At 72.0% G+C, this 13,874-nt stretch carries 9 protein-coding genes; 5 read left to right on the forward strand and 4 right to left on the reverse strand.

Going from position 1 to position 13,874, the window contains the following annotated elements; all coding sequences use genetic code 11:
* The first annotated feature begins 5 nt into the window (after positions 1-5).
* The 3 genes from AB0M02_RS15110 (at position 6) to AB0M02_RS15120 (ending at position 3,939) form a co-directional block, all read left to right on the forward strand.
* On the forward strand, positions 6-1,919 hold the full coding sequence (locus AB0M02_RS15110; protein WP_364226592.1) for an amylo-alpha-1,6-glucosidase: 1,914 nt from the start codon (positions 6-8) through the stop codon (positions 1,917-1,919).
* 70 nt (positions 1,920-1,989) lie between these two features.
* A complete protein-coding gene (locus AB0M02_RS15115) occupies positions 1,990-3,435 on the forward strand; it encodes a diguanylate cyclase (RefSeq protein WP_364226595.1) in 1,446 nt (481 codons plus the stop codon).
* 9 nt (positions 3,436-3,444) lie between these two features.
* Complete coding sequence (locus AB0M02_RS15120; RefSeq protein WP_364226598.1) at positions 3,445-3,939, forward strand: NUDIX domain-containing protein; 495 nt, start codon at positions 3,445-3,447, stop codon at positions 3,937-3,939.
* A gap of 302 nt (positions 3,940-4,241) precedes the next feature.
* Here the strand turns inward: AB0M02_RS15120 and AB0M02_RS15125 are convergent, their stop codons facing one another.
* Both AB0M02_RS15125 and AB0M02_RS15130 read right to left on the reverse strand, forming a co-directional pair.
* Positions 4,242-4,916 (reverse strand): response regulator transcription factor, encoded by a 675-nt coding sequence (locus AB0M02_RS15125; protein WP_364226601.1) that lies wholly within the window; start codon positions 4,914-4,916, stop codon positions 4,242-4,244.
* A complete protein-coding gene (locus AB0M02_RS15130) occupies positions 4,913-6,712 on the reverse strand; it encodes a histidine kinase (protein WP_364226604.1) in 1,800 nt (599 codons plus the stop codon). The genes AB0M02_RS15125 and AB0M02_RS15130 overlap by 4 nt, the downstream gene beginning before the upstream one ends.
* A 202-nt stretch (positions 6,713-6,914) precedes the next feature.
* Between AB0M02_RS15130 and AB0M02_RS15135 the strand changes: the two genes are divergently transcribed.
* Entirely contained in the window at positions 6,915-7,349 is a 435-nt protein-coding gene (locus AB0M02_RS15135) for a DUF1707 domain-containing protein (RefSeq protein WP_364226607.1), read from the forward strand.
* A 90-nt stretch (positions 7,350-7,439) separates the two neighbouring features.
* Positions 7,440-8,261 carry a metal-dependent hydrolase gene (locus AB0M02_RS15140; protein ID WP_364226609.1) on the forward strand — a complete coding sequence of 274 codons (822 nt, stop codon included), beginning with the start codon at positions 7,440-7,442 and terminating at the stop codon, positions 8,259-8,261.
* A gap of 270 nt (positions 8,262-8,531) precedes the next feature.
* Here the strand turns inward: AB0M02_RS15140 and metH are convergent, their stop codons facing one another.
* Both metH and AB0M02_RS15150 read right to left on the reverse strand, forming a co-directional pair.
* Positions 8,532-12,131, reverse strand: a complete 3,600-nt coding sequence (metH, locus tag AB0M02_RS15145) for a methionine synthase (RefSeq protein ID WP_364226611.1) — start codon at positions 12,129-12,131, stop codon at positions 8,532-8,534.
* A 117-nt stretch (positions 12,132-12,248) separates the two neighbouring features.
* Positions 12,249-13,844 carry a bifunctional 3'-5' exonuclease/DNA polymerase gene (locus AB0M02_RS15150; RefSeq protein WP_364227440.1) on the reverse strand — a complete coding sequence of 532 codons (1,596 nt, stop codon included), beginning with the start codon at positions 13,842-13,844 and terminating at the stop codon, positions 12,249-12,251.
* Positions 13,845-13,874: the final 30 nt, after the last annotated feature.

Below are 13,874 nucleotides of genomic sequence, written 5' to 3' on the forward strand. Positions count from 1 at the left end.
CCGCCGTGGCCACGGTCCGCCCGATCGTTTTCGGGCCTCAGCTGAGCGCCCGCCTCACCGAGGGCGCCACTCGCGAATGGCTGGTACCCGACGGCACCGGTGGCTACGCCATGGGCACGGTCAGCGGTCTGCGCACCCGCCGCTACCACGGACTCCTCGTGGTGGCGGGCCGCACGCCGGCCGTACGCAATCTCGCCCTCGCCTCCCTCGACCCGGTCCTTACCCTGCCGTCCGGCGCAACCGTGCGCCTCGGCGTGCATCAGTGGGCCGACGGCGCGGTCGCCCCCGACGGCAACCGGCTGCTCACCTCGTTCGCGCTGATCGACGGGGTGCCGCGGTGGCGGTGGCGGATCGGCGACGTGGTGATCGAGCGGGAGGTGGCCGCGGCCGCCGGGCGCCCCTCGGTCGCGGTGGTGCACCGGCTGGTCGCCGGGGGCCCGATCGAAATCAGCCTGGAGGCCCTGTGCACCTGGCGGGACGCGCACGGTGAGCGCACAGCCGGCGGCCCGCCACCGCAGGTCACGCCCACGGCGGACGGGTGCGAGGTGGAGGGGGCATACCGGCTGAGCGGGCCGGGTTTCGCTCCGAGCGGGGAGTGGTTCCGCGGCGTGCGTTACCGCGCGGAGGCGGAGCGAGGCCTGCCACAAACCGAAGATCTCTGGTACGCGGGAAGCTTCCGTTCCGCACTCGCCAACCCCGGTGAGGCCGTCGAGGTGTCGGCCTGGGCCGGTGACCTGGACGATCCACCGCCGCCGGCCGCCAAGACGGTGTCCGCCGCCCGCATGCGCAACCGGGCCGTGGTCGCCGCCGCCGAGCCCGCCGACGAGACGCAGGCCGCGCTGGTGCTGGCCGCCGACGCGTTCGTCGTCCGCACCGGAACCGGGCCGGACGTGGTGGCCGGCTATCCCTGGTTCGGCTCCTGGTCCCGGGACACGATGATCGGTTACGAGGGCCTGTTCCTCTGCACCGGCCGCGCCGAGACGGGCCGGGAGCTGCTGCGCGCGTACGCCGGCACGCTGTCGCGGGGCATGCTGGCGAACACCGCCGACACCGGCAGCGTCGAGTACAACACCGCCGACGGCACCCTCTGGTTCCTGCACGCGATCGGCCGGCACGTGACCGAGACCGGCGACGACGACCTGGCCGCCGAACTGCTCCCCGCGCTGCGCGACGTCGTCAGCCACCACCTGGGCGGCACCCGGTACGGCATCCGCACCGACCCGGCCGACGGGCTGATCCGCCAGGGCTCGGCCGGTGAGGCGCTGACCTGGATGGACGCCCGGGTCGCCGGGGTGCCGGTGACCGCGCGCGCCGGGAAGCCGGTCGAGATCAACGCGCTGTGGGTGAACGCGCTGGCGACCGTCCTGGACCTGGCGGCGCGGACCGGCACACCACCCGGGGCGGCCGAGGCGGCGTACCCGGCGGCGCGGGAGGGTTTCAGCAGGCGCTTCCCGACACCCTCGGGGCTGCTGCACGACGTGGTGGACGGGCCGAACGGCGACGACGCCACGCTGCGGCCGAACCAGCTGCTGGCCTGGTCGCTGCCGCACGCGCCGCTGCGTCCCGATCGTGCGGCGCTGCGGCGGATCGGGGCGGAACTCGTGACGCCGCTCGGGCTGCGGAGTCTCGCGCCGGCCGAACCCGGGTACCGGGGTAAGCATCGCGGCGAGCCGGCGGAGCGGGACAGCGCGTACCACACCGGGACCGTCTGGCCGTGGCTCACCGGCCCGTACGTCACCGCCTGGCACCGGCTCGGCGTCCCCGTGGACGATGTGCTCGCCGACATCGACGGACATCTGGGCGAACACGGCCTGGGCTCGATCTCGGAGACCGCCGACGGCGACGCGCCGCACCAGGCCACCGGCTGCCCGTTCCAGGCCTGGTCGGTCGCCGAGCACCTGCGGGCCCGAAAGCTCTGACCTTGCCCGCCACCAGGCCGGGCACGCATTCGCTCCCGTTTGGCAACCGTACGCGCGGAGGCTACCGACTGTGAACCGTGTCTGGGTCTGGTGGCTGGGCGTCGTCGCGCTGTTCGCGGCCACCCGCACGGCGTTCGAGTACCTCGACTTGAACTACGTGCTGACCGTCATGCCGTACATGGCGGTCAGCCTCGGCGCGCCGCTCATGATCCTGGTCGGCACGCTGCGCAACCGGCCGCCGCAACGGACCGGCTGGCTGCTGCTCGCCACGGGCCAGTTCGCCTACTTCGTGGCCGACGCGCTCACTGTCGTCGACGAGTGGATGGGCGGTTTCGTCGAGCCCACTCCCGCCGACGTCATCTACTTCGCCAGCTACCTGATGACCGCCACCGCACTACTGGTCTTCATCCGGCGCCGCACCCCCGGCTGGGACGCGCCGAGCGCGGTGGACGCCCTGGTCGTGGCGATCGGCGCGAGCCTGCTCGCCTGGGTGTTCGTGCTGGAGCCGCTCGCCACCGACTCGAGCCTGCCGCTGGCCGCGAAGCTGACCCAGTCCGCGTACCCGGTCCTCGACCTGGCCCTGGTGCTGCTCACCGCGCGGCTGGTCCTCGGCTCCAGCGCGCGCTCCGTGGTCCTGTACCTGGTCCTCGGCTCACTGGTACTCATGCTCGCGGCGGACACCCTCTGGCTCGCCGTCGGCGTGGACGACGAGCTGCCCGTACCCGAGATCCTGATGGACGACCTCTGGATCGCGTCACTCGGCATGATCGCGGCCGCCGCGCTGCACCCCGGCATGCGGCGCTTCGACGAGCGCAGCCCGGTGGCCGCGCCGCACGCCACCCCGGCCCGGCTCGTCGTGCTCTCCGTGGCCGTTCTCATCGGTCCGGGCCTGCAGTACGTCCAGCACCTACGCGGCGAGGACCTGAGCGTGCCGCTGGCGAGCGCCACCTGCGCGGCGATGTTCCTCCTCGTCCTGTTCCGGATGGCCGGGCTGGTCGCCGCGCAGCACCGGGCCGCGGTCACCGACGGCCTCACCGGCCTGCACACCCGCCGCCACTTCACCGACGCACTCGCCGTCGAGTGCTCCCGCGCCGCCCGGACCGGTTACGGCGTGGGCCTACTCGTCATCGACGTCGACCACTTCAAGAGGGTCAACGACACGTACGGCCACCCGGCCGGCGACCGCGTCCTGCAAGAAGTTGCCCGCCGCCTGGCCACCGGCAGCCGAGCCGGAACCGTGGTGGCCCGCTACGGCGGCGAGGAGTTCGTGGTCCTCGCCCCGCACACCGACGCCGGCGAGTTGCTGGCCCTGGCCGAGCGCCTCCGCCTGCTGGTAGCCGGCCTACCCGTCGACGCCGGCGAGAACCTCCTGAGCGTCACCGTCTCCATAGGCGCCGCCTGCGCCTCCCACCCCGACCCCGAGTCCCTCATGCGCGACGCCGACGCCGCCCTCTACTCAGCGAAGGAGGCCGGCCGCAACCGCTCAGTGGCCGCCCCGGTAGCCGCCCACCGCTAGGGTCGCCTGGTGCCCGCTTCCGAATACGTCACCGCCCTGCGCGCCAAGGTCGGCCCCGGCCTGATCATGTTCCCCACCGTCACCGCCGTGATCTTCAACGACGCCAACGAGGTCCTCCTCCACCAGCGCAGCGACACCGGCCGCTGGACCCTGATAGCAGGCATGATGGACCCCGGCGAACAACCCGCCGACGCAGTCCTCCGCGAGGTGGAAGAGGAAACCTCCCTCCACGTAGAGATCGAACGCCTGGCCGGCGTAGCCCTGCACGAGGTCACCTACCCCAACGGCGACCACTGCCAAATGGTCAACACCTGGTTCCGCTGCCACCCCGTCCACGGCGAAGCCCGAGTCAACGACACCGAATCCCTGGCCGTCGCCTGGTTCCCCCTGACCGCCCTACCGGACCTCAACCCGTTCGCCCACCACCGCATCGAGACCTCCCTGGCCAAGGACGCCCCCACCTGGTTCGCCACCCCCGGCACCCCGATGCTCCCCGGCGCCTGACCCCCTCCCCCGCCACACCGGTACCCCCGGCCCGCCACTGCCGCCACCCGCCACTGCCACCACCCGCCACTGCCACCACCCGGCACCGTCGCCACCCGCCACCGTCGCCACCCGCCACCGTCGCCACCCGCCACTGCCGCCACCCGGCACCGTCGCCACCCGCCACCGTCGCCACCCGCCACTGGCTCCGGCCGGCGCTTTTGCCACCCGCCGCTGTCGCCACCCGGCACTGCCGCCACCCGCCGCTGTCGCCACCCGCCGCTGCCGCCACCCGGCGCTGTCTCCGCCCGGCGTCGCTTCGGTCAGGCGAGCCAGCCGGGGCGGATCAGGCCGGCCTCGTAGGCGAGCACGACCAGCTGGGCGCGGTCCCGTGCGCCCAGCTTGATCATCGTGCGGCTGACGTGTGTCTTCGCTGTGGCCGGGCTGATCACCAGGCGAGCGGCGATCTCGTCGTTGGACAACCCCTCGGCGACCAGCACCATCACCTCGCGCTCGCGATCGGTGAGCTGTTCCAACTCGCGTGACGGCACCGGCTCGCGCCCACGCCCCGCCCCACCCGCGAACTCACCGATCACCCGCCGCGTCACGCTCGGCGACAGCAGCGCCTCCCCCGCCGCCACCACACGCACCGCCCGCAGGAGTTCCACCGGCTCGGTGTCCTTCACCAAAAAGCCGGAGGCCCCGGTCCGCAACGCCTCGAACACGTACTCATCCAGCTCGAACGTCGTCAGAATCACCACCTTCGCCCCCGCCAGTGCCGGATCCGCCACGATCCGCCGGGTCGCCTCCAGCCCGTCCACCCCCGGCATGCGGATGTCCATGAGCACCACGTCAGGCAGCACCGCCCGCACCACCTCGACCGCACCCAGCCCGTCCGCCGCCTCCCCGGCCACCTCGATGTCCGGCTCCGCCCCGAGCAACGCCCGGAACCCCGCACGCACCAGCGCCTGATCGTCCGCCAGCACCACCCTGATCATCCGTCCCCCTCCCAGCACGCCTCAGCCCCCACCGAAGCCCCCGCCGACCGCGCGGGCACCGCCGGCAGAATCGCCGACACCAGAAACCCACCACCCGCCAACTGCCCAGCCTCCAACCGCCCCCCGAGCGCCTCAGCCCGAGCCCGCATGCCCGCGATGCCACTACCCCGCTCCCCCGCTGTAGCGGGAGAGCCGACCGCGGGCGAGGTAGGCGACGAGGACGAGCCAACCGCATGCGGCGCAACCGGCGAAGCGGAGCCGGCAGCACGCGATGAGGGCGCCCCGGCAGTGTTCGGCGCGGGCGACGAGGCAGAACCGTCCACCGGCGCTGGGGGTAAGCCGACCGCCGGCGCTGGGGGTGAGCCGACCGCCGGCGCTGGGGGTGAGCCGACGGCCGACGCTGGGGGTGAGCCGACGGCCGACGCTGGGGGTGAGCCGACGGCCGGCAGCGTGGGGGTGCCAGCCGCATTCGGCGATGGTGAGGCGGCCTTCGGCGCTCTGAGTGGGTCGGCCAGGGGCGGTGAGGGTGGGTCAACTGTGGGTGCCAGGGGTGAGGCGACTGGCGGCGACGTCGGTGAGGCGGGCGGCGACGTCCGTGAGGTGACCGGCGGACAAGGGGGCGCGGACGAGGAGGCCGGCGGAGAAGAGGGCGCGGAGGAAGCGGCCGGCGGGGAAGGGGGCGCGGAGGAGGAGGCCGGTGGGGTGGGGGTGGCGCCGTTGCGGATGGAGAGGTGGAGGGTGGTGGGGAGGTAGCCGATGGTTACCTCGGTGTGGGGGTCGGGGGCGGCGTGGCGGCGGACGTTGGTGAGGGCTTCCTGGACTATGCGGTAGGCGGCGCGGTCGACCTCGGCGGGTAGCTCGCGTGGGGTGCCGTTGACGATGGTGCGGACCGGGAAGCCGGCGTCGGCGGTCAGCTCGTCCAGGCGGTTGAGCCCGAGTGCGGGCTGGCGCGGTGCGGCCTCGCCCTCGGTGCGCAGGACGCCGAGGACGGCGCGGACCTCGCGCAGGGCCTCGGCGCTCGCGCTCTTGATCGCGGTCAGGGCCTCCCGGGCCTGTTCCGGCCGGTTGTCCATCAGGTGCAGCCCGACGCCGGCCTGCACGTTGATCAGCGACAGGTGATGCCCGAGCACGTCGTGCAGCTCCCGCGCGATCCGCAGGCGCTCCTCCGAGGCCTGGCGGCGCTCCTGCTCCTCCTTGGCGCGCGCCTGCTCGGCGCGGACCTTGCTGAGCTCGGCCAGCTGCTCGCTGCGCACCTTGGAGGCGGCGCCCAGGACGACGGCGCCGGCCACTCCGGCCGCGGCGAGCAGCGCCTGGCCGAGGCTCGGGCGAGTGGCTGCGGGGAGACCGAGCGGGTCGCCGAGGACCACGATCACGAGCAGGTAGGTGAGGTAGGCGAGGGCACCGGCGATCGCGGCCGCACGCGTCCGGCCGGAGCGGGACAGGGTGAACAGCGCGATGGCTGGTGCCGCCGCGTAGGAGAAGTGCGGTGCGGCGCCTGTCGCATAGAGCAGCGAGGCCGCCGCCGCGATGACGAACACCGGAACCGGGGCGCGCCTCCGCCAGAACAGTGCCACCGGCCCGACCATCAGGAGCACGTCGACCGGCCACGACAGCGTCCAGAAGACGCCGCCCTTCTCCGCCAGGTTGTGCGTCCCCACCAGGTGGAACAGGGCCGCGGCGATCACGGCGCCGGGCGGCCAGTCGGGATGCTTCCGCGGGCGGCGCGCCCGATGGCGGTCCCACCGCTCGGCTCGGGCCACGGCGAGCCGCATCCCGAGGTCGGCGGGCTTCGTCATGAGCCGAAACTACGGCACCGGCCGCCCGCCGGCATCGACGCACGGTTTGATTCCCGGATACCTCCGCGGGCGGACCCGGCGGCCCTCGGTACTCCCTGGGAAGTACGCGGGGGCCACCCCGAGATGCTCCGCCCGAGCGACGCGCCGGAGACGCGAAACGGCCACGCTTTGAGGCAGGAAGAACGCCGGAAGAGGAGAAGCCATGAATCCGCACGAAGCACCCGCCGCCCGGATCCGCACCTCCGACGCGGAACGCGAGCAGGTCGCCGAGATCCTGCGCGCCGCCATGAGCGAAGGGCGCCTGGACCTGACCGAGGGGGAAGAGCGGCTCGCGTCCGCGTACGCATCAAAATATCGCGACGAGCTCAAGCCGCTCACCCAAGATCTCCCCGACGGTGGCCGGCGGGCCCTTGCCCACACCCCGCAGGCACGCGCCGCGACACGCCGGTCCCTGCAGCGGCACGCGAGCTTCATCCTGGTGATCGCCGGGCTCCTGACCGGACTGTGGATGCTCTCCAACGCGACCTTCTTCTGGCCGGCCATCCCGCTGACTTTCCTGGTCATCGGCTTGATCAAGCACGCGCGGTACGGACGGTACCGCTTCGAGTACACGGTCGGCCGCCACGGTCATCTCTGACACACCGGTCCGACATGGACACGACGGTCGTTGATCTTCCCCGTTCGCTCTGCCAGAGTGGCCGAGTTTGTTCGGGGAGGGACAAGGCACATGATGGGTCCGTCGCACGCTCTCTCGGGAGCGGCCGCCTGGCTGGCCGGCAGTTGGGCGCTCGACCAGTTCGCCAACATCAGCCAGACGCCGCTCGAGGTGGCGGTCGGTACGGCGATATGCGCGGGTGGCGCGCTCCTGCCGGATCTGGACCTCTCCGGCAAGGTCACCCGCAACCAGGGCGGCGCGACGGTGGCCCGTACGTTCGGGGTCTTCTCGCTGTTCATCGCCGAGGTGGTGGAGAAGTTCTCGCTGGGCGTCTACACCGCGACCAAGCTCAAGCGGGATCCACGCCGTGACAACGGGCATCGTACGTTCACCCACACGCTGCCGTTCTGCGCGCTGATCGGGTGGGCGACCACCGCGCTGTGCGCCAACTTCGGGCAGTGGGCGGTCGTCGGGATCGTCTTCTTCATGGCGGGGCTGGCGCTGCGCGGCCTCTTCGACGAATGGGCCGAGCGCGCGGGCTGGGTCATCGTGACGCTGGCGTCCGGTGCGATCGCCTGGTTCACGGCGGCGAACCTGCCCAGTGGCCGCGGTTATCCGCTGCTGGGACTCGCGGTGGCGGTGGGCTGCTTCGTGCACATCCTCGGCGACATGATCACTAAGAACGGTGTCCCGATTCTGTGGCCGATTCCGATCAGGCGCCGCATGTGGATGATGATCGGGATCCCGAACAGCATGGCCGTGAGGGTTGGCGGGAAGGTCGAGGTCGTGATCCTTCGCACCGCCTTCACCCTGATCTCCCTGCTCTCGATCGCCGGCCTGTTCGTGCCCGGCGTCCTGGAGCGCTTCAACCTGGACGTGTGGGCGAGCAGGTAGCGCCCTGAACCTTGGGCGCAGGCCGCCCGTCACCGGCTCCCAAGCCCAAGATCGCTCGGCTCGGCTCGGCTCGGCCGCGAGGCGCGCAAGGCGGCGCGAGGCGCGCAAGGCGATGCGAAACGCGCAAGGCGGCGCGAAACGCGCAAGGCGCGGGAAGCGAGGCGCGGAACAGCGCGAGCCGCGAGGCGCGAGCCGCGGAGCGGGCGCGAGAGCGCGCGAGAGGGCGCGAGAGGGCGCCGGGGACGCCAGCAACGCCCCCGGCACACAGGTTCAGTCGATGGAATACGCGAGGTTGGGGCGCAACCACCGCTCCACCTCGGCCACCGCGAGCCCACGCCGCACGGCATAATCCTCGATCTGGTCGCGGCCGAGACGGCCGACAGTGAAGTAGCGCGACTCCGGATGCGCGAAGATCAGGCCGCTGACGGCAGCCGCCGGGGTCATCGCGAACGACTCGGTGAGGCCCACCCCGATCGCCGACGTGCCCAGCAACTCGAAGAGATCGCGCTTCTCGCTGTGGTCCGGGCAGGCCGGATATCCGAGGGCCGGCCGGATGCCCCGGAAACGTTCCGCGTGGAGGTCCTCGAGTGCCGGCGTCGCGTCGGGTTCGAACCATTCGCGGCGGGCCTTCAGGTGCAGGTACTCCGCGAACGCCTCGGCCAGGCGGTCGGCGAGGGCCTTGACCATGATGGCGCGGTAGTCGTCGTGCTCCGCCTCGTAGCGGCGGGCCAGCTCGTCCGCGCCGTGGATGGCGACCGCGAAACCGCCGATGTGGTCCCCGGCAGGGGCGACGTAGTCGGCGAGGCAGCGGTTCGCGCGGCCGGCCGGCTTGGCCGTCTGCTGCCGCAGCATCGGGAACGAGGCGCCGTTGGCGAGAAGGATGTCGTCACCCGAGGAATGCGCCGGCCAGAAGCCGTAGACCCCGCGGGCCTGGAAGGACCCGTCCGCGATGATCTGATCGAGGAGGACCTGGGCGTCGTCGAAGAGCTCGCGGGCGACGGGCTGTTCGAGGATCGCCGGGTACTTGCCCTTCAGTTCCCAGGCCAGGAACAGGAACTGCCAGTCGATCATGCGGCGGAGTTCGGCGATGGTGGGGGCGATCTCGCGGACGCCGGTGAAGGCCGGCACCGGCAGCTCGCCGAAGTCGACCGTCTCCCGGTTGGCCCGCGCCTGGGCGAGCGTGAGCAGGGGCTGGGTCTGGCGCTGCTCGTGCTGCACGCGCAACCGCTCCTGCTCGGCCCGGTTGGACTCGTCGAGCTTCTCCGCCCGGACCGGGTCGAGCAGGTCCGAGACGACACCGACGACGCGGGACGCGTCGAGGACGTGGACGGTGGGCGAGTCGTAGGCGGGGGCGATCCGCACCGCCGTGTGCTGGCGAGAGGTGGTCGCGCCGCCGATGAGCAGCGGCAGCTTCATGCCGCGCCGCTGCATCTCGGCCCCGACCGCCACCATCTCGTCGAGTGACGGCGTGATCAGCCCGGACAGCCCGATGACGTCCGCGCCCTCGGCCACCGCCGTGTCCAGGATCTTCGCCGTGGGCACCATCACGCCGAGGTCGATCACCTCGTAGTTGTTGCAGCCCAGCACCACGCCGACGATGTTCTTGCCGATGTCGTGCACGTCGCCCTTGACCGTCGCGAGGACGACCTTTCCCTGGCCGCGCGAGCCCTCCGCCTTCTCCTTCTCCATGTAGGGCAGGAGGTAGGCGACGGACCGCTTCATCACCCGGGCGCTCTTGACGACCTGGGGCAGGAACATCTTGCCGGAGCCGAACAGGTCGCCGACCACGCTCATGCCGTCCATCAGCGGGCCCTCGATGACGTCGAGCGGCCGGGGCAGCTTCTGCCGGGCCTCCTCGGTGTCCGCCTCGATGAAGTCGACGATGCCGTGTACCAGGGCGTGGCTGAGGCGTTCCTCGACCTCCGCCTCCCGCCAGGAGAGGTCGACCTCGCGCTTGGCGCCGGAGCCGGTCACCGTGGAGGCGAACGTGACGAGCCGGTCGGTGGCGTCCGGGTGCCGGTCGAAGATCACGTCCTCGACGAGTTCCAGCAGTTCGGCCGGGATGTCCTGGTAGACGGCGAGCTGGCCGGCGTTGACGATGCCCATGTCCAGGCCGGCCCTGACCGCGTGGAACAGGAACGCCGAGTGCATGGCCTCGCGCACCACGTCGTTGCCCCGGAAGGCGAACGACAGGTTGGAGATGCCGCCGCTGATCCGGGCTCCCGGGCAGCGCTCCTTGATCAGCGGGATGGCGTCGATGAAGGCCTTCGCGTACCCGTTGTGCTCGGCGATGCCGGTCGCGACCGCGAGCACGTTCGGATCGAAGATGATGTCATGAGGATCAAAACCATCAGAAACCAGCAAATTGTACGCGCGCGCGCAAATCTCCACTTTTCGCGTGACGGTATCGGCCTGACCCTGCTCGTCGAAGGCCATCACCACGACACCGGCGCCGAACTCGCGGATCTTGCGGGCATGGTCGAGGAACGAGGACTCGCCCTCCTTCAGGCTGATCGAGTTGACCACGCCCTTGCCCTGCACGCACTTGAGACCCGCCTCCAGGACCGACCACTTCGAGCTGTCGATCATGATCGGGATCCGGGCCACCTCGGGCTCGGTCGCGATCAGGTTGAGGAAGGTCGTCATGGCCCGCTCGCTGTCGAGCAGGTCGGCGTCCATGTTGACGTCGAGAAGGTTGGCGCCGCCGCGGACCTGCTCGAGGGCCACGTCGACGGCCGCCTGGTGGTCGTCGGCCTCGATGAGCCGGCGGAACTTGGCCGAGCCGGTGACGTTGGTCCGCTCGCCGATCATCACGAAGCCGGTGTCCGGCCCGATCTCGAACGGCTCCAGGCCGCTGAACCGGGTGGTCGGCGCGGGCGGGTCGATGACCCGGGGCGCGGCACCGGCGACCGCCTCGGCGACCGCGGCGATGTGCGCCGGGGTGGTGCCGCAGCAGCCGCCGACGATGTTGACCAGGCCGTCCGCGGCGAAGCCGGCCAGCAGCTCACCGGTCTCCGCCGGGGTCTGGTCGTAACCGCCGAAGGCGTTGGGAAGGCCGGCATTGGGGTGCGACGCGACAAATGTCCCGGAGAGCCGGGCCAGGTCGGCGACGTGCGGCCGCATCTCGGTGGCGCCGAGTGAGCAGTTGACGCCGACCGCGAACGGCTCGGCCCGCTCGATGGAGCGCCAGAACGCCTCCACGGTCTGCCCGGAGAGCGTGCGACCGGACAGGTCGACGATCGTCACCGAGATCCAGAGCGGAATCGACGGGGCGACGGAGCGCGCCGCCGCGATCGCCGCCTTGGCGTTCAGCGTGTCGAAGATCGTCTCGATCAGGAGCAGGTCGACGCCACCCTCGACGAGAGCTGAGATCTGCTCCTCATAGGTCGCCTTGACCTGGTCGAACGTCACCGCGCGGAAGGCCGGGTCCTCGACCTTGGGCGAGAGCGAGAGCGTCACGTTCAGCGGGCCGACCGAGCCGGCCACGAAGCGCGGCTTCCCGTCGCGGGCGGCCGCCTCGTCGGCCGCCTGCCGGGCCAGCTGGGCGCCCCGCACGTTCATGTCGCGGACCAGGTGCTCCAGGCCGTAGTCGGCCTGCGCGATGCTGGTGGCGGTGAACGTGTTGGTGGTGGTGATGTCGGCGCCGGCCGCCAGATATTGCCGGTGGACGTCGAGGATGACGTCGGGCCGGGTCAGGATCAGCAGGTCCGGGTCGCCGGTGACGTCCCGGGGGTGGTCCGCCGGGATCAGCTCGTTGCGGTAGTCGGCCGGGGTGAGCTTGGCGCCCTGCAGCATCGTGCCCCAGGCGCCGTCGAGCACGAGGATCCGCTCGGCGAGCAGCTCACGCAGAGTGGCAACTGTTTCAGGCAACGGGTACACCTCCGAGGATGTCGGAGGCGCCCTTGTTTCGGGTGGTTCACCGGTCGAGCGTGACGGGTGGGCCCGCTGCAGCGCCTCTCGGCCGGAGAACCAACGATACCCACTTCCTCACTTCGCGTCGGCGTAGGCACCAACCACTGAGACGTCCAGAGGAAAACGCACCGTCGTGGCGCCGAAGAGCAGCCGCCCGGCCGTTGCGGCACTCTCGTGGACCGCGGCCACGACCTGTTCGGCCTGCTCGGCGGGGCAGTGCACGACCACCTCGTCGTGCACGAACAGCACCAGCTCGGCCGCAGATCCCTCCAAAGCCACCCGCAGCGTGGCAAGCAGCACCAAAGCCCACTCGGCCGCCGTGGCCTGAATCACGAAATTCCGGGTGAATCGCCCTCGGGCCCGGCCCGGTGGCGGCGCGACCTCGTCGGGCGGATCGAGCCCGGCATCGCGCAAGGCGGAAGAAGAGGGCGGGCATGTGCGCCCCAGCCACGACCGGACGAGGCCGCCGGCCTCACCGGTGCGAGCGGCCGCCTCCACATAGTCGAAGGCGACCGGGTAGTGGCGGCGCAGGACGGCAAGGGCCGGGATGGCGTCGCCGCCGGTCTGCCCGTACATCGCGCCGAGCAGGGCGATTTTCGCCTTGGCCCGGTCGCCGTCGAACGAGTCGGTGGCCAGCGCGGCGTAGAGGTCGCCCTCGGCGGCGGCGCGGGCCAGGCGCGCGTCGCCGGAGACGGCGGCCAGGACCCGGGGCTCCAGCTGGCCGGCGTCGGCGACCACGAACCGCCAGCCCGGATCGGCCATGACGGCCCGGCGGACCACCTTGGGGACCTGCAGGGCACCGCCGCCACGGGTGGCCCAACGGCCGGAGACGACCCCGCCGGGAACGTACTCCGGGCGGAAGCGGCCGTCGCTCACCCAGGCGTCGCACCAGGTCCAGCCGTGCGCGGTCCAGATGCGGTAGAGCTCCTTGAACTCCAGCAGCGGCGCGACCGCGGGGTGCTCGACGTGGCGCAGCACCCACGCTCGGGTGTTCGGCACGTCGACGCCGGCGCGGGCAAAGGCGCGCACCACCTCGGCCGGTGAGTCGGGGTGCAGGCCGCGCACGCCGAACGCGTCGTTGATCTCGGCGGTCAGCTCGGCGAGGCGGCGGGGCGGCCCGACCGGCTGCGGTGGGCCGAGCAGCTCCCTCAGCAGCTGGTCGTGGACGTCGGCCCGCCACGGCAGGCCGGTGTGTCCCATCTCGGCGGCGATCAGCGCACCGGCGGACTCGGCCGCGACCAGCATCCGGAACCGGCCGGGATGCTCGGTCTTCTCGACGCGGCGCTGCTGTTCCCCGTACACCTCAATGAGCTCTCGCAGCCCCAGAGCCGGCGCCGGAACGCTCTCGAAAAGCGCGGCCTGGGCGAAGCCCGGCGGCTCGGCGCCGGGACGCAGCGGATCGGCCGGCACCGGAAGGCCGTGCGCCCTGGCCCACGCCGCGGCCGGCGCGCGAGGCTCGCCCCAGCGACCGGCGTGACCGAGCAGAAGGGCCTCGGTCAGCTCGAGATCGTGGCAGCGGGCCACCCGCACGCCGGCGCGCAGCAGCGCCGGATAGAGGTCAGCGGTGGCCGCCCAGATCCAGCGGGGACCGTCGGCGGCCTCACGGTCGGCGATGGCCCGCGCGAGGTCACCGACGTGCCGCGGCGCCGCATCGGCGGAGAGATCCGCCAGGTGGCCGCCGCGGCCGTCGGGATCGGGTGA

The organism is Actinoplanes sp. NPDC051861, from assembly GCF_040681145.1.
Lineage (GTDB): Bacteria > Actinomycetota > Actinomycetes > Mycobacteriales > Micromonosporaceae > Actinoplanes.